General features: G+C 73.8%; 11 protein-coding genes and 2 pseudogenes. 11 read left to right on the top strand and 2 right to left on the bottom strand.

The features are described 5' to 3' along the window. Positions 1 to 72 precede the first annotated feature (72 nt). The 7 genes from ABZ497_RS02835 to ABZ497_RS02805 all read left to right on the top strand — a co-directional run bounded on the left by ABZ497_RS02835 (position 73) and on the right by ABZ497_RS02805 (position 12,837). A complete protein-coding gene (locus ABZ497_RS02835; RefSeq protein WP_359803307.1) occupies positions 73 to 3,000 on the top strand; it encodes an EAL domain-containing protein in 2,928 nt (975 codons plus the stop codon). Between the two features lie 331 nt (positions 3,001 to 3,331). After that, entirely contained in the window at positions 3,332 to 5,185 is a 1,854-nt protein-coding gene (locus ABZ497_RS02830; RefSeq protein ID WP_329489713.1) for an acetolactate synthase large subunit, read from the top strand. 35 nt (positions 5,186 to 5,220) lie between these two features. Further along, entirely contained in the window at positions 5,221 to 5,745 is a 525-nt protein-coding gene (gene ilvN / locus ABZ497_RS02825) for an acetolactate synthase small subunit (protein ID WP_329489714.1), read from the top strand. A gap of 101 nt (positions 5,746 to 5,846) precedes the next feature. Further along, positions 5,847 to 6,845 carry a ketol-acid reductoisomerase gene (ilvC, locus tag ABZ497_RS02820; protein ID WP_329489715.1) on the top strand — a complete coding sequence of 333 codons (999 nt, stop codon included), beginning with the start codon at positions 5,847 to 5,849 and terminating at the stop codon, positions 6,843 to 6,845. A 250-nt stretch (positions 6,846 to 7,095) separates the two neighbouring features. Further along, positions 7,096 to 8,682, top strand: a complete 1,587-nt coding sequence (gene serA / locus ABZ497_RS02815; RefSeq protein ID WP_329492255.1) for a phosphoglycerate dehydrogenase — start codon at positions 7,096 to 7,098, stop codon at positions 8,680 to 8,682. A 353-nt stretch (positions 8,683 to 9,035) separates the two neighbouring features. After that, complete coding sequence (locus ABZ497_RS02810) at positions 9,036 to 9,194, top strand: hypothetical protein (RefSeq protein WP_359803020.1); 159 nt, start codon at positions 9,036 to 9,038, stop codon at positions 9,192 to 9,194. Between the two features lie 277 nt (positions 9,195 to 9,471). Further along, positions 9,472 to 12,837, top strand: coding sequence for a S8 family serine peptidase (locus ABZ497_RS02805; protein ID WP_359803018.1), 3,366 nt, complete (start codon positions 9,472 to 9,474; stop codon positions 12,835 to 12,837). A 69-nt stretch (positions 12,838 to 12,906) separates the two neighbouring features. Here ABZ497_RS02805 and ABZ497_RS02800 read toward each other — a convergent pair whose 3' ends face one another. After that, positions 12,907 to 15,399: a YfhO family protein gene (locus ABZ497_RS02800; RefSeq protein WP_359803016.1), complete on the bottom strand. Its 2,493-nt coding sequence runs from the start codon at positions 15,397 to 15,399 to the stop codon at positions 12,907 to 12,909. Positions 15,400 to 15,545: 146 nt separating this feature from the next. On the opposite strand from ABZ497_RS02800, the pseudogene ABZ497_RS02795 reads away from it, so the two are divergent. The 4 genes and pseudogenes from ABZ497_RS02795 to cimA form a co-directional block, all read left to right on the top strand. Then, positions 15,546 to 15,710, top strand: a pseudogene (locus tag ABZ497_RS02795) (Uma2 family endonuclease); the annotation flags it as partial. A gap of 112 nt (positions 15,711 to 15,822) precedes the next feature. Next, complete coding sequence (locus ABZ497_RS02790) at positions 15,823 to 16,860, top strand: 3-isopropylmalate dehydrogenase (protein ID WP_359803014.1); 1,038 nt, start codon at positions 15,823 to 15,825, stop codon at positions 16,858 to 16,860. 247 nt (positions 16,861 to 17,107) lie between these two features. Further along, positions 17,108 to 18,220 carry a branched-chain amino acid aminotransferase gene (locus ABZ497_RS02785; protein WP_329489720.1) on the top strand — a complete coding sequence of 371 codons (1,113 nt, stop codon included), beginning with the start codon at positions 17,108 to 17,110 and terminating at the stop codon, positions 18,218 to 18,220. 366 nt (positions 18,221 to 18,586) lie between these two features. Beyond that, positions 18,587 to 20,212: a citramalate synthase gene (gene cimA, locus ABZ497_RS02780; protein WP_352295297.1), complete on the top strand. Its 1,626-nt coding sequence runs from the start codon at positions 18,587 to 18,589 to the stop codon at positions 20,210 to 20,212. A gap of 67 nt (positions 20,213 to 20,279) precedes the next feature. Here the strand turns inward: cimA and ABZ497_RS02775 are convergent. Continuing rightward, positions 20,280 to 20,378 (bottom strand): annotated as a pseudogene (locus ABZ497_RS02775) (ATP-binding protein); the annotation flags it as partial.

Genomic DNA, 20,378 nt, shown 5'->3' with positions numbered 1-20,378 from the left:
CCCGGAGCCGGACGGTCGGGCGTACCGGACGCCGACCTGTCCGCAGCCGTCCGGCGCGGCCCGGTCCGCCGACTGCTGTACAGCCGATCCCTGCCCGGCACCGTGCTCGGCGCCCTCTGCCTGGCGTACGCCCTGGGCGCGTCCCTCGGCTGGGGGTCACGCCAACTCTCCGTCTTCATGGGGGACTTCGGCCTGGCGGCGGCCGCGCTCGCGGCCGCGCTGTCCTGTCTGACGTACGCCTGTACGGTCGGCGGCCCGGCCCGCTCGGCCTGGCTGCTGTTCGGCCTCTCCTCGCTCATGGTCGCGTTCGGCAACGCCACCTGGGGCTGGTACGAGCTGGTCGAACCCGGCAAGCAGCCGCAGGACTCGCTCGCCGAGTTCGCCTTCCTGCTGTTCGCCCCGCTCGCCATCACCGGCGTGCTGGTGCTCTCCCAGCGCCCGCGCAGCGCCGCCGGCTGGCTCTGCCTGCTGCTGGACGGCTGGCTGGTGGCCGGCTCGCTGTTCACCCTGAGCTGGAGCCTGGCACTCGGCCGGATCGCCGCCGGCGCGGACGGCTCCGTGGTGGCGCTGGCGACCAACCTGGCCTACCCGGTGCTGGACATCCTGCTGGTCAGTCTGGTGGTCGGGCTGCGCTTCGGCGGCCGCGACGGCAACCGGGCCGCGGTGCACACCGCGATGATCGCGCTCGCCGTGACGGTGCTCTGCGACGCCCTCTTCACCTCGCCGGAGCTGAAGAGCAACTACCACTCGGGGGAGCTGCTGGACGCCGGCTGGTTCGCCGGCAGCCTGCTGCTGGCCTGGGCCCCGTGGTCGCCGCGCTGGCGCCGTCCGCTGCGCGAGCACCCCTCGGTCGGCGGCCTGCCGCGCCGCCGGGTGGCCACCACCTTCAGCGCGCTCACCCCGTACGCGGCGGCCGCCGTCTGCACCGCCGGGATCCTCTACAACGCCCTCGGCGGGCGGCCCCTGGACCGGGTGGTGGCCGCGGCCGCCTGCACCGTCGGCCTGGCCCTGATCCTGCGCCAGGGCGTGATGCTGCTGGACAACCTCTCGCTGGCGCAGGAGCTTGCCCACAAGGAGGCGCACTTCCGCTCCCTGGTGCAGGGCTCCAGCGACGTCATCATGATCGCCGGCGCCAACGGCGTGCTCTCCTACGTGTCCCCGGCCGCGCTCGGCGTCTACGGGCGGGATCCGGAGGAGCTGGTCGGCGGCAACCTGCTGGACCTCGTCCACCCCGAGGACGTGGACCGGGTGCTCGCGGAGGTCCGCCGCTTCCTGGCCCGGGGCCGGCTCGCCGCGCTCCGCTCGCCCGCCGCCGCCGAGCCGTCCGCGGCCCGGGTGGAGTGCCGGATCAGCTCCGGCGCCGGCGAGTGGCTGCACGTCGAGTCCACCGTCAACCGGTACCGCGACGGCCTGATCCTGAACAGCCGGGACGTCACCGAACGCGTCATACTGCAGGCCCAGTTGCAGCACAACGCCTTCCACGACCCGCTCACCGACCTGCCCAACCGGGCGCTGTTCGCCCAACGGCTGCGCGCCGCCCTGGCCACCCGCGGCCAGCAGGGCGGCGCGGGCGCCGGGATCGCCGTGCTCTTCCTCGACCTGGACGGCTTCAAGGCGGTCAACGACAGCGCCGGCCACCAGGTCGGCGACGAACTGCTGGTGCAGGCCGCCCGCCGGCTGCAGGGCGCGGTGCGCGGCGGCGACACCGTCGCCCGGTTCGGCGGGGACGAGTTCGCGGCGCTGGTCTGCGGCCCGCTCGGCCGGTTGCAGGTCCAGGAACTCGCCGAGCGGCTGCGGATCGCCCTCTCCGAGCCGTACTGGATCGGCGGCGCCGAACTCAGCGTCGCGGCCAGCATCGGCATCTCCTTCGGCACCCCCGAGCGTGGCCCGGCCGCCGATCCCCGGGCCGCCACCGACGAGCTGATGCGCAACGCCGACCTCGCGATGTACCGGGCCAAGTCCGAGGGCAAGGGCCGGGTGGTGCTCTACACCCCGGCGATGCGGGCCGACCTGGAGCGCCGAACCGAGCTGGAGGAGCGGCTGCGGGTGGCCGTCCGCGAGGGCGGCTTCACACTGCTCCACCAGCCGGTGGTGGACCTCGGGACCGGCGCCGTCACCGGCGTCGAGGCCCAGGCCCGCTGGCGCTCCGCGCAGGGCCTGCTGCTCACCCCCGCCGAGTTCCTGCGCTCCGCCGAGCACGGCGACGCGGCCACCCGGTTCTCCCGCTGGCTGATCCACGAGGCGGTGACGGCCGCCGCGCTGCGCCGCGGGCTGCCGGCGAGAACCCGCTCGGCGCCGGCCCCGGTGCCGGTGTCGGTCCGGCTCTCGGCGCAGCGCCTCTGCTCGCCCGGCATGTACGAGGCGGTGGTCGCGGCGCTGCGCGACACCGGACTGCCGGCCGGCCACCTGGTGGTCGAGGTGGCCCGGATGGGCCCGGACGCGCTGGCCGACGAACTCGGCCGCCGGCTGGCCGCGCTGCGCCGGCTCGGCGTCTCGACCGCGCTGGCCGGCTTCGGGGCGGGCAACGGCTCGTTGGGGGCGCTCGCCCGGCTGCCCTTCGACAGCCTCAAACTGGACCGCACGCTGGTCCAGGACCTCGGTGATTCGCCGCTCGGCCGGACGCTGGCCGGGCACGCGCTGCGGCTCGGCCGGGACCTCGGCCTGGTGACCGCGGCCGAGGGGGTGGACCTGCCGCGCCAGGTGGCCGTCCTCCAGGAGCTGGGCTGCCGGCAGGGCCAGGGGTCGGCCTTCGCCCCGCCGCTGGACGAGACCCGGCTGCGGCGGGCGCTGGTGCGCCGTTCCTACCCGCTGCCGCGCCCGCTCGGCTCGCTCTCGGCGCGGCGCGCGTACCTGGCCGCGGACACCCGGACGGGTGGCCGCGGCGAGCCCGGCGCGGGCCGGTCCGGGCCCCCTCACAGCCCCTCCGACCTGCCCGAACACCGGGCCGCCGCCGGCCCGGGGCACGGTCCGCATGGCGAGACTGTCGTCCCACCTGCTTGACAGTCGACCCCGCACGGGAGGAAGGTCGTTGCCATGCGCACCCGAATTCTCGTACTTGGCGGGCGCGTCGGCTGAGCGGGCGATGCCCCGCTCGTGACAGACCGACGCGCCACCCCTCGCATGCCCTTGGCACGAGGGGTTTTTTGTTGCACTGACGCTGTTCCACTCCGCAAGACCACTGGCCCCGGCCGCCCGATTCCCCCCGATTCCGGAGGGAGAGGAGGGACGATTGGGGCAGAGCCGGCGATCGGCCCGACACGCGGGACCCCACCCTCAGCCACTTGGGGCCCGCAACCACCCGGGCCGGCGAAACCCGAGAAGAGACAGGCAGATGACTGAGCACGCCGCATCCCCCCGCCGCGGGGACACCCCGGCCGCCCACGCTCCCGCTCCCCAGCACGTCGTCGAGACCATGACCGGAGCCCAGTCGCTCATCCGCTCGCTGGAGGCCGTGGGCGCGGACACCGTCTTCGGCATCCCGGGCGGGGCCATCCTTCCCGCGTACGACCCGCTGATGGACTCGACCAAGGTGCGCCACATCCTGGTCCGCCACGAGCAGGGCGCCGGCCACGCCGCCACCGGTTACGCCCAGGCCACCGGCAAGGTCGGGGTCTGCATGGCCACCTCGGGGCCGGGCGCGACCAACCTGGTGACCCCGATCGCCGACGCGTACATGGACTCCGTCCCGATGGTGGCGATCACCGGGCAGGTCGCCTCCAAGGCGATCGGCACCGACGCCTTCCAGGAGGCGGACATCTGCGGCATCACGATGCCGATCACCAAGCACAACTTCCTGGTGACCGACCCCGCCGAGATCCCGCGGGTGATCTCCGAGGCGTTCCACATCGCCGCCACCGGCCGTCCCGGCCCGGTGCTGGTCGACATCGCCAAGGACGCGCTGCAGGCCACCACCACCTTCCGCTGGCCGGCCGAGACCTCGCTGCCCGGCTACCGCCCGGTCACCAAGCCGCACGCCAAGCAGATCCGCGAGGCCGCGAAGATGCTGGTGAGCGCCCGGCGCCCGGTGCTGTACGTCGGCGGCGGGGTGCTCAAGGCGCACGCCACGGCCGAACTGCGGATCCTCGCCGAGCTGACCGGCGCCCCCGTGGTCACCACGCTGATGGCGCTCGGTGCCTTCCCCGACAGCCACCCGCAGCACCTGGGCATGCCCGGCATGCACGGCACCGTCCCGGCCGTCACGGCGCTGCAGAAGTCGGACCTGCTCTTCACCCTGGGCGCCCGCTTCGACGACCGCGTCACCGGCAAGCTGGACAGCTTCGCGCCCTACGCCAAGGTCGTCCACGCCGACATCGACCCGGCCGAGATCGGCAAGAACCGCCCGGCCGACGTGCCGATCGTCGGCGACGCCCGCGAGGTGCTGGCCGACCTGATCGTCGCCGTCCAGGCCGAGTTCGACGCCGGCCACCGCAGCGACTACGCGGACTGGTGGGTCAAGCTCAACGAGTGGAAGAAGACCTACCCGCTGGGCTACGAGCCGGCCCCGGCCGGTCAGCTCTCCCCGCAGCAGGTCATCGAGCGGATCGGCCGGCTGGTCGGCCCGGAGGCGATCTACGCCGCGGGCGTCGGCCAGCACCAGATGTGGAGCTCGCAGTTCATCCAGTTCGAGAAGCCGGCCACCTGGCTGAACTCGGGCGGCGCGGGCACCATGGGCTACGCGGTGCCGGCCGCGATGGGGGCCAAGGCGGGCCGCCCCGAGACGGCGGTCTGGGCGATCGACGGCGACGGCTGCTTCCAGATGACCAATCAGGAACTCGTCACCTGCGCCCTGAACGACATCCCGATCAAGGTCGCGGTCATCAACAACGGTTCGCTGGGCATGGTCCGCCAGTGGCAGACCCTCTTCTACAACCAGCGCTACTCCAACACCGTGCTGCACGCCGGCCCGGACCACGACGGCATCGAGCCGCCGGCCCAGGGCACCCGGATCCCCGACTTCGTGCTGCTCTCCGAGGCGATGGGCTGCGTCGGCCTGCGCTGCGAGCGCCCGGAGGACCTGGACGCGGTGATCAAGCAGGCGATGGAGATCAACGACCGCCCGGTCGTCATCGACTTCATCGTCCACCAGGACGCCATGGTCTGGCCGATGGTCGCGGCCGGCACCAGCAACGACGAGATCCAGTTCGCCAAGGGCGTCCGGCCCGACTTCGGCGACGACCTCGACTGACGCCCGCTCCGGAACGCCAAGGGAACAGAGACCCCATGTCCAAGCACACCCTCTCCGTCCTGGTCGAGAACAAGCCCGGCGTGCTCGCCCGCATCGCCTCGCTGTTCTCCCGTCGGGGCTTCAACATCGACTCCCTCGCCGTCGGCCCGACGGAGCACCCGGACATCTCCCGGATGACGATCGTGGTCAACGTCGAGGACCTCCCGCTGGAACAGGTCACCAAGCAGCTCAACAAGCTCGTGAACGTGATAAAGATCGTCGAACTCGACCAGTCCGCTGCGATCCAGCGGGAACTGGTCCTGGTGAAGGTCCGCGCCGACAACGAGACGCGGTCGCAGATCGTCGAGATCGTCCAGCTCTTCCGCGCCAAGACGGTCGACGTGTCCCCCGACGCGGTGACCATCGAGGCCACCGGTAGTTCGGACAAGCTGGAGGCCATGCTCCGGATGCTGGAGCCGTACGGCGTCAAGGAGCTCGTCCAGTCCGGCCTGGTGGCCATCGGCCGCGGCGCCCGGTCGATCACCGACCGCTCGCTGCGCGCCCTCGACCGCAGCGCGTAGCGCGGTCGTCTCACCCCCTGAAGCACCGTCCCACACCCTGCCGGGTCCACGTACCGTGGGAACGTACCCGGCAAGACCATCACGCAAGGAGATGTGCCCCCGTGGCCGAGCTGTTCTACGAAGACGACGCCGACCTGTCCATCATCCAGGGCCGCAAGGTCGCGGTCATCGGCTACGGCAGCCAGGGCCACGCCCACGCGCTGTCCCTGCGCGACTCGGGTGCCGACGTCCGGGTCGGCCTGAAGGCCGACTCGAAGTCCCGCGCCAAGGCGGAGGAGGCCGGCCTGCGCGTCGTCACCCCGGCCGAGGCCGCCGCCGAGGCCGACGTCATCATGATCCTGGTGCCGGACCCGATCCAGTCCGACGTCTACGAGGAGTCCATCGCGCCGCACCTGAAGGCGGGCGACGCCCTGTTCTTCGGCCACGGCCTGAACATCCGCTTCGGCTTCATCAAGCCGCCGGCCGACGTCGACGTCTGCATGGTCGCCCCGAAGGGCCCGGGCCACCTGGTCCGCCGCCAGTACGAGGAGGGTCGCGGCGTCCCCGCGATCGTCGCCGTCGAGCAGGACGCCTCCGGCAAGGCCCTGGAGCTGGCGCTGTCCTACGCCAAGGGCATCGGCGCCACCAAGGCCGGCGTCATCAAGACGACCTTCACCGAGGAGACCGAGACCGACCTGTTCGGTGAGCAGGCCGTCCTCTGCGGTGGCACCGCCGCCCTGGTGAAGGCCGGGTTCGAGACCCTGGTCGAGGCCGGCTACCAGCCGGAGATCGCCTACTTCGAGTGCCTGCACGAGCTGAAGCTCATCGTCGACCTGATGTACGAGGGCGGCCTGGAGAAGATGCGCTGGTCGGTCTCCGAGACCGCAGAGTGGGGCGACTACGTCACCGGCCCCCGCATCATCACCGACGCCACCAAGGCCGAGATGAAGAAGGTCCTCGCCGAGATCCAGGACGGCACCTTCGCCAACACCTGGATCGCCGAGTACAAGGCCGGTCTGCCCAAGTACAACGAGTACAAGAAGGCCGACGAGGACCACCTGCTGGAGACCACCGGCAAGAAGCTCCGCAAGCTGATGAGCTGGGTCAAGGAAGAGGCCTGAGCCCTAAGGCTCCGCCCCCTTCGGGACCTGTCCGATTCCGTAGGGTCCTTGTACAACTAGGCTGCTCCCGTCCGGGTGATTTCGCCGGACGGGAGCAGCCTGGTACCCAGCCCGTCGATACACTTCCGAGTGCGCGTCAGGCCCACAGCGTCGTGCGTCTACCTACGCGGCATGCCACCTTCCCCCCGCCTTCCACGCCACCTACGTGCCGGGGAGAACCGGACAGTTAAGGACCACTGTCGTGAGCACTGTGACCAAGACCGCCGTTGTACTGATCGCCGAAGAGCTGTCCCCCGCCACCGTCGACGCCCTCGGGCCGGACTTCGAGATCCGCCACTGCAACGGTGCGGACCGCACCGAGCTGCTGACCGCGATCGCGGACGTGGACGCCATCCTGATCCGCTCCGCCACCAAGGTGGACGCCGAGGCGCTGGCCGCCGCCCGCAAGCTCAAGGTGGTCGCCCGCGCCGGCGTCGGCCTGGACAACGTGGACGTCGCCGCGGCCACCAAGGCCGGCGTGATGGTCGTCAACGCGCCGACCTCCAACATCGTCACCGCCGCCGAACTCGCCTGCGGCCTGCTGATCTCGGTCGCCCGCAACATCGCGCCGGCCAACGCCGCCCTGAAGCAGGGCGAGTGGAAGCGCAACAAGTACACCGGCGTCGAGCTGAGCGAGAAGGTCCTCGGCGTCGTCGGCCTCGGCCGGATCGGCGTGCTGGTCGCGCAGCGGATGTCCGCGTTCGGCATGCAGATCGTCGCGTACGACCCCTACATCCAGGCCGCCCGCGCCGCGCAGATGGGCGTCAAGCTGGTCTCGCTGGAAGAGCTGCTGGAGATCTCGGACTTCATCACCGTCCACCTCCCGAAGACGCCGGAGACCATCGGTCTGATCGGCGACGAGGCGCTGCACAAGGTCAAGCCCAGCGTGCGCATCGTCAACGCCGCCCGCGGCGGCATCGTGGACGAGGCCGCGTTGGCGAGCGCCCTGCGCGACGGCCGGGTGGCCGGCGCCGGCCTGGACGTCTACGCCAAGGAGCCGTGCACCGATTCCCCGCTGTTCGGCTTCGACAACGTGGTGGCCACCCCGCACCTGGGCGCCTCCACCGACGAGGCCCAGGAGAAGGCCGGCATCGCGGTCGCCAAGTCCGTCCGCCTGGCGCTGGCCGGCGAGCTCGTCCCGGACGCCGTCAACGTCCAGGGCGGCGTGATCGCCGAGGACGTCCGCCCGGGCCTGCCGCTGGCCGAGCGGCTCGGTCGGATCTTCACCGCGCTGGCCGGCGAGGTGGCCGTCCGCCTGGACGTCGAGGTCCGCGGCGAGATCACCCAGCACGATGTGAAGGTGCTCGAACTGTCCGCCCTCAAGGGTGTGTTCGAGGACGTCGTGGCGGAGACGGTGTCCTACGTCAACGCCCCGCTGTTCGCCCAGGAGCGCGGTGTCGAGGTGCGCCTGACCACCTCCAGCGAGAGCCCCGAGCACCGCAACGTGATCACCGTCCGCGGCACCCTGGCGGACGGCGGCGAGATCGCCATCTCGGGCACCCTGGCCGGTCCGAAGCAGACCCAGAAGATCGTCGGCGTGGACGCCTTCGACGTGGACGTGGCGCTCACCGACCACATGGCGTTCTTCAAGTACGAGGACCGCCCGGGCGTGGTCGGCGTGCTCGGCCGCCACCTCGGCGACGCCGGCATCAACATCGCCGGCATGCAGGTGGCCCGCGACGGCAGCGGCGCGCTCGCCTCGATCACCGTGGACTCCCAGATCCCGCAGGAGGTGCTGTCGGCGATCGCGGCCGAGATCGGCGCCCGCTTCGCCCGCTCGGTCGACCTGGGCGCCTGAGCCCCGGCAGAGCCGTTCCGACAGGGCCCGGACCACCGCCGCGCGGTGGTCCGGGCCCTGTCGCGTCCGGGGCCGGACCGGCGCTCCGGGTGAGTCCCGTCTCAGATACTAGGAAATCCAAGTATTCGTGCAGACAGGCCAGGGCCCGGGTCGTACCGTGGAAGAGCCATACGGTGCGCCGCCCCTGTAGCCAGGGTGTGCGGCCCGTGTGCGCCCGTACGCCGTGGGCAGGCGATCCCCGCCCGGCGTGCTCCCGCTCCGCCGCGAGCCCCCCTGGCGACGCGCTTCGCCGGCACCCCCCTCTCCCCACCCTCTGCGCCACTGCCCGGCGCATTCGATCCAAGGAGCCCGGTATGCCTCCCACCGCAGACCGCCACGCCACCCCCGCCCCCGCCACCACCGCCCGTACGCCGCGCCGCCGCCGCGCGACCGAGCGGCCCCCGTTCGCCGCCGCCGCGCTGCAGCGCGCGCTGGACCGCCGTGACAACGGTGGCGTGACGGGCCACCTCTGAGCGGGCCGCCTCCCGGCGTCCTGGGTCCAGGGCCGCTCGCCGCTGCGCCGGGCGGGTCTCACCCTCCGGAACCGGCGTTCATCTGCCGAATAGCCCGCACAGCCTGACGGTGAGTCACTCCCGAGAGTGCACGTGGCACCCGTTGGAGGGATGTTGCTCGCGCTGTCCGGCGCGATCATCCTAATTTGGGGCCCCGGAAGGGTGATCGGCGTCCGCGCGGGCGGGCGTCAGCGGCACGGCGTGCGGATCAGTTCCCCTTGCCGGGGGAGAGGGCCCAGTGCGTCAGCCACCCGTCCGTCGTCCGATCGCCCGGATCGGCCTCACCCTGGCCCTGCTGGCGGGGCCGTTCCTGCTCACCGCCGCCCCGGCGGCCGGCAGTCCACCGACGGCCGCGCCCCCCGGCGCCGGCCGCCCGGCCTCCGTCCTGCTGGAGCTCGGCACCGAGGCCGCAGGTCCGGCCTGGCGGCAGGCGGCCACCGAGGCCCGGCGAGCCCGGCGCTCCCCGGAGGCCGTCCGACAGGAGGCCGCGCGGGCCGGAGCCGAGCAGGTGACCCGGGCGTCCGAAGCGCTCGACCGGCTGGCCCAGGCCGTCCGCGGTACGGCTCCCACCGTCCGCGAGCTGTACCGCACCCGAACCCTGCTCACCGGACTCGCCGTCACCGTGCCGGCCTCCCGGCTGCCCGCCCTGCGCGCGCTGCCGGGCGTCCGGGCCGTCCACCCCATCGTGCGCAAGCAGCGGGACAACGCGCACTCCGTGCCGCTGACCGGTGCGCCGTGGGTCTGGGACGCCGGAGCCGGTGACGCCGGGGCCGGCAACACCGGTCAGGGGGTGCGGATCGGCATCATCGACAGCGGCATCGACTACACCCACGCGGACTTCGGCGGCCCCGGCACCGAGGACGCGTTCAAGGCCGTGGACGGCGCCAAGCCCGCACCCGCCGGCCTCTTCCCGAACGCCAAGGTGGTCGGCGGCCGCGACCTGGTCGGCGACGACTACAACCCGGACCCGACCTCCCCGCACCACCAGCCCGACCCGCACCCGGACGACAACCCGATCGACTGCGCGCTCAACGGCCACGGCACACACGTCGCCGGTACCGCCGCCGGCCTCGGCGTCACCACCGACGGCCGCCCCTACCCCGGCCCCTACCGGCCCGGCCTCGACCCGGCCGGCTTCGCGGTCGGCCCGGGCGCCGCGCCCGGCGCGCAGCTGTACGCGATCCGGGTGTTCGGCTGCGACGGCGCCACCGACCAGCTCGCCCAGGCCCTCGACGTGGCCGCCGACCCGAACGGCGACGGCGACCTCGGCGACCGGCTCGACGTCGTCAACCTCTCCCTCGGCAGCCGCTTCGGCGCCACCGACGACGCCGACGCGATCGCCGTCGACCACCTCTCCGAACTCGGCACCGTGGTGGTCGCGGCGGCCGGGAACGAGGGCGACGTCTACGGCATCGGCGGCAGCCCCGGCACCGCCGCCCGGGCCGTCGCCGTCGCCGCCTCGGTCGACCCGCACAGCGACGCCGACGGCCTGACGGTACTGGCCCCCGAGCCGCTCGCCGGGGTCGTCCCGGGCCACTGGAGCGCCCGCTACCAGGGCTGGTCGAGCGCCGACGTCAGCGGTGAACTCGCCCTGCCCGTCGACCAGTCCGACGGCTGCACGGCGTTCGGCGAGGCCGACCGGCAGCGGCTCGCCGGGCGGATCGCCGTCCTCGCCTGGAGCACCCGGGCGTCCGAGCGGGCCTGCGGCTCCGGGCCGCGCGCGGACCACGCCGCCGACGCGGGCGCGATCGGCGCCCTGCTCGCCGCCGACGACGACCACCTCGCCGAGGTCTCCGGCAACGACCGGATCCCGCTCGCGCTGCTCGCCCGGGCCGACGGGGAACGGCTGCGCCAGGGTGCGGCGAGCGGCCCGGTCACCGTCCGGCTGGCCGCCCCCGGCAACCCGCTGCACGGTGTCGTCTCCCAGGACCAGCCGCAACGCGCCGACACCCTCACCGACTTCACCTCGCGCGGGATCGGCGTGCCCGGCGTGGTCAAGCCCGACCTCGCCGCCCCCGGCGAGACCATCTGGTCCGCCAAGGCCGGCAGCGGCGTCGGCGGCCAGCGCGAGGACGGCACCTCGATGGCCACCCCGCACGTCGCCGGGCTGGCCGCGCTGGTCCGCGCGGCCCACCCGGAGTGGACGGTCGAGCAGCTCAAGGCCGCGCTGATGAACACCGCCGGGGACACCTGGCCCGGCGACGGGCACACCGGCCCGGTCTACGGCCCCGAGCGCACCGGCGCCGGCCGGGCCCAGGTGGACCGCGCCGTCCGGACCCCGGTGGTCGCCTACGCGGCGGGCGAGGGCGCGGCGCCGGGCAGCGTCGGCGTCTCCTTCGGCCCGGTGGCCGTCGGCGGCCCGCTCGGGCTCGTCCGCGAGGTCGAGGTCCGCAACCTGTCCGGCACGGCGGCGCTGTACCGCACCGGCTACGCGGCCGCCACCGAACTGCCCGGCGCCCGCTTCGAGATCGCGCCCGACCGGGTCGAGGTGCCGGCCGGCGGCACCGCCCGGGTCAGGGTCACGCTGACCGTCCCGGGACAGCTGGGCCGCGCGCCCGACCCGACCATCGACACCAGCCAGGGCGGCCGGGCCCGCAGCTACCGGGGCGAGCTCTCCGGGCGGCTGCTGCTCACGCCCGTCTCGGACGACGCGCTGCCCCAGCTTCGGGTCCCGCTGCTCGCCGCTCCCCGCCCGGCCTCGGACCTGAGCGCGGCGGCGCCGGCGCGCGGCACCAGGACCGGCGCCCTGGTCGTGCTCGGCGGCACCCGGGCGCCGGCCGAGCAGCCCGGACTGCTCAGCGCCTTCGCGCTGGGCGGCGAGGGCGCCCGCTGGCCCGACTGCCCGCCCGACAGCGGCGCCGCGGTCGGACCGGGGGCCGGCATCGTGCCGGAGGAGAGCACCGAACCGCAGGCCCCGCAGGACGTCTGCGTCGAGCGCCCCGGCGACCGGGCGGCCAACCTGCGCGCGGTCGGCGCGGCCTCCGACGCGCCCGCCGTCGGCGACGAGCAGGGCATGCTCTACCTCGCCGCGCAGTTCTGGGCGCCCGCCGCCACCCCGGTCGGCGTCTTCGCCGTCCGGGCCTCGCTGGACACCGACGGGGACGGCGCCACCGACGTCTTCGTCAAGGCGGACCGGCAGCCCGGCAGCGACGTCCTGGTCGCCCGGTCGGTGGACGCCCGCAGCGGCGCCGAGCTGGACGTCCAGCCGCTGAACGCCCGCTGGGGGGACACCGACACCGCGCTACTGGACAGCGACGTCCTGGTGCTGCCGGTGCGCCTCGCCGCCCTGCCGGGGGTGCGCGCCGGGCACAGCACCGTCCGCTACGGGCTCTGGACCGGTGTCGCCACCTCGGGGAAGCCCGACCCGGCCGAGGCGTTCTCCGCCGTCGGCCTGCGCGGCACCAGGCCCACCCTCGCGGTCGACGTGCTGCACCCGGCCCTGGACGTCCGCACCGGTCCCGGCGGCCCCGCCGCGGTGGCCGCCGCCCTCCCGCCGGGCACCGTCCTCGACGTCCGGCGCGCCGACGGGGACACCTCCCGGCTGCTCCTGCTCCACCACTTCAACCGGGACGGCCACCGGGGCCAGGTCCTCGCCCTCCCCTGACCGCTCCGTCCCGACCCGCCCCGCCCCGCCGGAGGCCGTCACCGCACGCGGTGACGGCCTCCGGCATCGCTACCCGTCGGCGCGCCCCCGGTGGGCGGCCCGGCGGATCCGGCGCGGTGTGCGGGTGGGCCGGTGGCGGAGCCGGCCGAAGACCCCGGTCAGGGTGGTGACGGCGGCCGCGGCCAGCGCGAGGAGCAACCCCTCGGTCAGACCGGGCGGCCGGAACGAGCAGCTGATCCGGTCCGCGCCGGCGCCGAGCGGGACACCGATCATGCCGAGGACGGAGGTGGGCGCGGTGGGCCGGCCGCCGCCGGTCGCGCAGGTCCAGCCCGCGGTGGCCGGGACGGAGAGCAGCGCCGTCCCGGTGCTGCCGGGCGGGAGGACGGCGGCCAGGGTGTGCCCGCCGGCCGTGACCGAGCGGGCGCCGGTCGCGGTGAGCCGCGCGACGGCCGCGTCCAGCGCGCCGGGCCGCAGACAGCCGACCGGCCGGGCCGGGACCTGGGTGACGGCGTCCGCGCGCAGCACCACCCGCACCACGCCGTCGGCGGGCACCGTCCCCAGCTCGTGGATCGGCACGGCGGTGGTCGGCTGCTCGCCGTCGCTGCGGTAGGTCGTGGCGAGGCCGCTCACCGTGCCGTCGAACCAGACCCCGTGGAAGTACGCGGTGGCGCCCGGGGTGCAGGCCGCGGTGAACGCGGTGCCGTCCGAACCGGCGGGGGTGGCGGGGACGGACCAGCCGCTGCTGCCGTGCTCCGCCGGCTCCGGACCGCCGGCCGGGACCAGCCCGGGGACGTCGTAGACCGGGCCGCCGAGCAGCGACTCCTGGCGCGACCAGACCGAGGAGGTGTCCGGGGCGGAGCCCGCCGGGAGGACGGTGACCAGCGGGGGAGCGGCGGACCGGGTGACCGTGAAGCCGTTCGGCGCCGGCCCGTCGGCGAGCTGGGTCCGGACGGCGAACAGCGCCCGTCCGACCGGGTCCGTGACGCTCCGGGTGAGCCGCCCGCCGGCCGACCAGCCGGCGCCCAGGTCGTGCAGCAGCAGCGCGGTGACGGTGGGCAGGGACCCGCTGGAGTAGCCGCCGCCCTGGCCGTCGAGCAGCAGCGGGTCGTTCGGGGTGAAGGCGTGCGGTCCCGGGTCGCTCCGGGCCCGCGGCCAGTCGGCGGCCTGCCGCAGCGCCGCGTGCGCGGCCCGGACTGCGGCGCCCGAGGGCGTCCCGGCGGCCGGCGTGCCCAGCGCGGCGTAGGCCGACCAGACCGCTCCGCCGAGCACCGCGGCGCCCAGGACGGTGGTCGCGGCGGCGCCCGCCCGGCGGTCGGTGTGCCGGTGCTCCAGGGTCCACAGCGCGGTGAGCAGCACCGCGCCGCCCAGCGCGAGGAGGGCCCAGGTCGACCCGTGCACCGAGCGGTGCGCCGCCGCGATCCCGGCCACCAGGGCGGTCACGGCGGCACCGCCGAGCAGCGTCGGGGTGTCGGGCCGGTGCACCAGCGAGACCCAGCCGGCCAGCACCAGCAGCCCGCTGAGCACGAAGGCCGCCCGGTAGGGGCCGCCGGCCGGGATGGCCAGGCCGTGCCAGACCAGCACGGTCGGCGTCCAGACGAAGCTCAGCACCACCATGGCCAGCAGGGCGCACCAGACGATCCGCTCCCGGGGCCGCACCCGCCGGTTGAACGGCAGCCCGGCCACCAGCAGCAGGCCGAGCAGGCCGATCGAGACGTCCGGCAGCGGCCGCCCGCTCTGGGTGCCGGGCAGCAACTGGGCGAGGTGCCCGCCGAGCCCGGAGGGGCCGAGCGGCTGGACGGGGGACTCGGGCTGCGCCTCCTGCGCGGCCCGGACGCCGACGAACAGCACCGGCGCGGCGAGCAGCACCCCGAGGCCGGCCGTGGTGACCGCCCGACCGGTCACCCGGACCACGGCCTTGAACGGCCGCCGGACGGCCGCCAGCCGCACCGCGAGCACCAGGCCGGCCGTGATGGTGGCCATCGCGGCGGTGTAGAGGTTGCCCGCCCAGGCGAGGGCGACGCAGAGGGTGCCGGCCATCCAGCGGCGCTCGTGCAGGCACCAGTCGCCGGCCAGGACGAGCAGCGGCAGCGAGACCAGGCCCCAGAGCCACATCGGGGCCGAACCGCCCACGGTCGGCACCCAGGCGCAGAGCCCGTAGCCGAGGGCGGCGACCGCCCGCAGCCAGTGCGGGCCGGCGTGCAGGCGGCCCAGCGCGTGGGTCATCAGGCCGGTGCCCAGGCCGATGCTGCCCAGCGCCACCAGGAAGACCGCGAGCTGGGCCTGGTCGCGCGGCAGCAGCGCGGCCGGCCAGGAGAACGGGTTCATCAGGTAGGCGAAGAAGTCGGCCAGGAACGGCGCGCCGTACCCGCTGTTCCAGGTGAACAGCAGGTCCCCGGTGGTCTCGCCGTGGACGAGGTCCCACAGCTGGGCGTGGAACGGCACCGCCGTCTCCGCGGCCCCGGGCGGCCAGGCCCCGCGCAGGGCGGCGGCGAGCGCGTACCCGGCCATGCCCAGGCCCGCCGCGACCCCGCAGGCCAACGCCTCCCGCCGTCGCTCGGCCATGGTGATTCGCCCCGTTCCACGAGGAATGCCGGACCAGTTCGTCGCGAGCATAGACGCGCCCCGGGCGCGGGTTCCGCCTCCCGCGCTCCCTCGTGGGAGTGACGTCCGGCGGGATCCCGCCGAGTAGCCTGAGAGCGTCCGTCAGGATGCCCGTACGGGAGGATCATGAGCATCGAGCCGTACCTCGACTGGCTCCGCCCCCGGTCGGCGGGTACACCGCCGAGGACCTCGACCGGCTGCCGGATCTCCCGCCGCACACCGAGTTGCTCGACGGGAGCCTGATCTTCGCGATTCCGCAGACGCTGTTCCATAGGGCGACCCTCAAGCGGTTGGAGCGCGCGCTCGACGACTGCGTGCCGGATCGATCGTCCGGATAGTGGACGCGAAGTGTCAGCCCCTGGGACGGCGGAGTAGGGTCCGAGCATGTCTCGCACCATTCGTCTCGCAGTAGTTCCCGGTGACGGCATCGGCCAGGAAGTGGTGGCCGAAGGCCTCAAGGTCCTTGGCGCGGCGCTGCCCGCCGACGTGAAGCTGGAGACCACCGAGTACGACCTCGGCGCCCGGCGCTACCACCGCACCGGCGAGACGCTGCCGGACAGCGTGCTGGCGGAGCTGAAGACCCACGACGCGATCCTGCTCGGCGCCATCGGCGACCCGAGCGTCCCGTCCGGCGTGCTGGAGCGCGGGCTGCTGCTGAAGCTGCGGTTCGCCTTCGACCACCACATCAACCTGCGGCCGGGCCGGCTCTTCCCGGGCGTGGCGTCGCCGCTGGCCGGTGACCCCGCGATCGACTTCGTGGTCGTCCGCGAGGGCACCGAGGGCCCGTACGTCGGCAACGGCGGCTCGCTGCGCACCGGCACCGAGCACGAGGTGGCCACCGAGGTCAGCCTGAACACCGCCTACGGCATCGAGCGGGTCGTCCGCGACGCCTACCGCCGGGCCCAGGCGCGGCCGCGCAAGAAGCTGACCCTCGTCCACAAGAACAACGTGCTGGTGCACGCCGGTCACCTGTGGACGCGGATCTTCGAGCAGGTCGGCCGGGAGTTCCCCGAGGTCACCACCGACTACCTGCACGTCGACGCGGCGACCATCTTCTTCGTCACCCAGCCCGAGCGGTTCGACGTGATCGTCACCGACAACCTGTTCGGCGACATCCTGACCGACCTGGCCGCCGCCGTCACCGGCGGGATCGGCCTGGCCGCCAGCGGCAACATCAACCCGAGCGGCGACTTCCCGTCGATGTTCGAGCCCGTGCACGGCTCCGCCCCGGACATCGCGGGCCAGGGCAAGGCCGACCCGACCGCCACCGTGCTCTCGGTCGCCATGCTGCTGGAGCACCTCGGCTTCGCCGCCGAGGCCGCCGCGGTCGAGGCCGCGGTCGCCGCGGACCTGACCGAGCGCACCGGCACCCGCAGCACCTCCCAGGTCGGCGACGCGCTCGCCACCCGAGTATCCGGCTGACAGGCCGGATCCGACACGCGGGATCAGGCCGGGAGGCCGGATCCGACAAGCGGTGTTCCGGCCGAAGGGGCCGGGGCGCACAAGCGCACAACCGCGGCCGCCGACTCCTCCTGGGGTCGACAGCTGTTCGGCACGGCCCTCTGGATGCGAGTATCGACAGTGGGCCGTGCCGTCGTGCGTTCGTTCGCCGAAACGTTCACCCGACGGAGGCGGCCCGGACCAACCCCACGGTGAAGGACACACAGCCATGAGCACGCCCACCCAGGCGCCCATCACGTTCGACCTCAAGCCCTCCGCGCACCCGCTGTCCGACGCGGAGCGCGAGGCCCGGCTGGCCAACCCCGGCTTCGGGAGGATCTTCACCGACCACATGGTCACCATCCGGTGGACCGAGGGCCTGGGCTGGCACGACGCCCAGCTGGCGCCGTACGCGCCGCTGGAGATCGACCCGGCGAACATGACGCTGCACTACGGTCAGTCGATCTTCGAGGGCCTGAAGGCCTACCGCCAGGCCGACGGCTCGATCGCGACCTTCCGCCCGGAGGCCAACGCCGCCCGCTTCCAGGCCTCCGCCCGCCGGCTGGCCATGCCGGAGCTGCCGATCGAGACCTTCGTCGAGGCCGTCGAGCACCTGGTCCAGCAGGAGCAGAACTGGGTGCCGAACGAGCAGGAGCAGAGCCTCTACCTGCGGCCCTTCATGTTCGCCACCGAGGTGGGCCTGGGTGTGCGCCCGGCCAACTCCTACCTCTTCATGATCATCGCCTCGCCGGCCGGCGCCTACTTCTCCGGTGGCGTCAAGCCGGTCTCGGTCTGGCTCTCCGAGGACTACGTCCGCGCCGCGCCGGGCGGCACCGGTGCCGCCAAGTGCGCCGGCAACTACGCCGCCTCGCTGGTCGCCCAGGCCGAGGCCGCCGCCAAGGGCTGCGACCAGGTGGTCTGGCTCGACGCCGCCGAGCACCGGTGGATCGAGGAGATGGGCGGGATGAACCTGTACTTCGTCTTCGGCGAGGGCAAGGACGCGACGATCGTCACCCCCGAGCTCTCCGGCGCGCTGCTCCCCGGCATCACCCGCGACTCGCTGCTCCAGCTCGCCGCCGACCTCGGCTACGCCGTCGAGGAGCGGAAGATCTCCACCGAGGAGTGGAAGCGGGGCAACGCCGACGGCACCCTCACCGAGGTCTTCGCGTGCGGCACCGCCGCCGTCATCACCCCGGTCGGCTCGGTCAAGTCCCGCGGCGGGGACTGGACCGTCGGTGCCGGCGAGCCCGGCCCGACCACCATGGAGCTGCGCCGGGCGCTGCTGGCCATCCAGGGCGGCCAGCGCCCCGACACCCACGGCTGGCTGCACAAGATCGTCTGATCCGGAGCCGCCCCGGCCCGTGCCGTTTCGGATCGCGAGACGGCCGGGCCGGACTCCGGAGGGTGTGCCACACTGCGAGCGTGTCCTCGCTTTCGCTGATCATTAGCAGCAGGCGCGCCGGTCCGCAGTGACCGCTCCGCAGTACCCGATGCGGAGCGACCACCAGCGTCCAGACCCGCGCGCAGACCTCTCGCACCCGCGAGGGGTCTTTTGCTTTTCGGGCCCGGCCCGAACGGCACACCCCCGGACCGGCCGGAGCCCCCACAAGGGGCCGAGCGACACCGGGCGCGCGCGGGATGCTGGACAGTGGAGCCGGATCAGAACCGGCAGAGCAGTACCAACCTCCCGGAACGGAGACCCAGGGCCATGACCCAGGCCAGCAACCGCACCGACGACAGCTTCCACGTCTTCGACACCACCCTGCGCGACGGCGCGCAGCGCGAGGGCATCAACCTCACGGTGGCCGACAAGCTGACCATTGCCCGGTATCTGGACGAGTTCGGGGTCGGGTTCATCGAGGGCGGCTGGCCCGGCGCCAATCCGCGGGACACCGAGTTCTTCGCCCGGGCCGCCGCCGAACTGGACCTCCGGCACGCCCAGCTGGTCGCCTTCGGCGCCACCCGGCGGGCCGGCGGCAAGGCGGCCGAGGACCCGCAGCTGGCCGCTCTGGTGACCTCCGGCGCCCCGGTGATCACCCTGGTCGCCAAGGCCCACGACCGGCACGTCGAACTGGCGCTGCGCACCACGCTGGACGAGAACCTGGAGATGATCCGGGACAGCGTGGCCTACCTGCGCTCCCAGGACCGCCGGGTGTTCATCGACTGCGAGCACTTCTTCGACGGCTACAAGGCCAACCGCGCCTACGCCCTGGCGGTGGTCCGCGCCGCGCACGAGGCCGGTGCCGACGTGGTGGTGCTCTGCGACACCAACGGCGGGATGCTGCCGGCCGGCGTCCGCGACATCGTCGCCGACGTCCTCGCCGACTCCGCGACCTACAAGCCCGGTGCCCGGATCGGCATCCACGCCCAGGACGACACCGGCTGCGCCGTCGCCAACACGCTGGCCGCGGTCGACTCGGGCGCCACCCACGTCCAGTGCACCGCCAACGGCTACGGCGAGCGGGTCGGCAACGCCAACCTGTTCCCGGTGGTCGGCGCGCTGGAGATCAAGTACGACCGCCGGGTGCTGCCGCCCGGCAGCCTGGCCGAGATGACCCGGATCTCGCACGCGGTCGCCGAGGTGGTCAACCTGACGCCCTCCACCCACCAGCCGTACGTCGGCCACTCCGCCTTCGCGCACAAGGCCGGTCTGCACGCCTCCGCGATCAAGGTCGACCCGGACCTCTACCAGCACATCGACCCGGAGACGGTCGGCAACACCATGCGGATGCTGGTCTCCGACATGGCCGGCCGCGCCTCGGTCGAGCTCAAGGGCAAGGAGCTCGGCTACGACCTGTCCAGCGACCGGGACCTGGCCGGCCGGGTGGTCGTCAGGGTCAAGGAGCAGGAGAACCTCGGCTACACCTACGAGTCCGCCGACGCCTCCTTCGAGCTGCTGCTCCGTGACGAGGTGCGCGGCAGCCGCGAGCGCTTCTACACCCTGGAGTCCTGGCGGACCATCAGCGAGCAGGGGCCGCAGGGCTTCGCGGGCAACGAGGCGACGGTCAAGGTCTGGGCCAAGGGCGAGCGCCGGATCGCCACCGGCGAGGGCAACGGCCCGGTCGACGCGCTGGACAAGGCGCTGCGCACCGCGCTGGAGCGGATCTACCCGCAGCTGGCCAAGCTGGAGCTGGTCGACTACAAGGTCCGCATCCTGGAGGGCCAGCACGGCACCGGTTCCAAGACCCGGGTACTGATCGAGTCCACCGACGGCACCACCAGCTGGTCCACCGTCGGGGTGGCCGACAACGTGATCGCCGCGTCCTGGCTGGCCCTGGACGACGCCTACACCTACGGCCTGCTGCGGGCCGGCCTGGAGCCGTCCGCCGGGTGAGCCCCCGGGCGGTGCGGCCCACGGACCCCCTGGTCCGGTGGCCGCACCGCCCCGGTGGCCGCCCCGTTCACCGCAGGCGGGCGAGGAGGGCGTGTTCGACGAGGGTGATGAGGGCGCTCTTGGCGCTGTCGCGTCGTCGGGCGTCGAGGGTGATGACGGGGGTGTC

It is taken from the genome of Kitasatospora sp. NPDC005751, from assembly GCF_040630835.1.
Classification (GTDB): domain Bacteria; phylum Actinomycetota; class Actinomycetes; order Streptomycetales; family Streptomycetaceae; genus Kitasatospora.
The sequence above is the reverse complement of the archived record's forward strand: the minus strand, read 5'-3'. Positions and strand labels throughout refer to the sequence as shown.

Coding starts and splice junctions, on each gene's coding strand:
- ABZ497_RS02830 (WP_329489713.1), top strand. CDS start 3,332: ATGACTGAGCACGCCGCATCCCCCCGCCGCGGGGACACCCCGGCCGCC.
- ilvN (WP_329489714.1), top strand. CDS start 5,221: ATGTCCAAGCACACCCTCTCCGTCCTGGTCGAGAACAAGCCCGGCGTG.
- ABZ497_RS02810 (WP_359803020.1), top strand. CDS start 9,036: ATGCCTCCCACCGCAGACCGCCACGCCACCCCCGCCCCCGCCACCACC.
- ABZ497_RS02800 (WP_359803016.1), bottom strand. CDS start 15,399: ATGGCCGAGCGACGGCGGGAGGCGTTGGCCTGCGGGGTCGCGGCGGGC.
- ABZ497_RS02790 (WP_359803014.1), top strand. CDS start 15,823: ATGTCTCGCACCATTCGTCTCGCAGTAGTTCCCGGTGACGGCATCGGC.
- ABZ497_RS02785 (WP_329489720.1), top strand. CDS start 17,108: ATGAGCACGCCCACCCAGGCGCCCATCACGTTCGACCTCAAGCCCTCC.
- cimA (WP_352295297.1), top strand. CDS start 18,587: ATGACCCAGGCCAGCAACCGCACCGACGACAGCTTCCACGTCTTCGAC.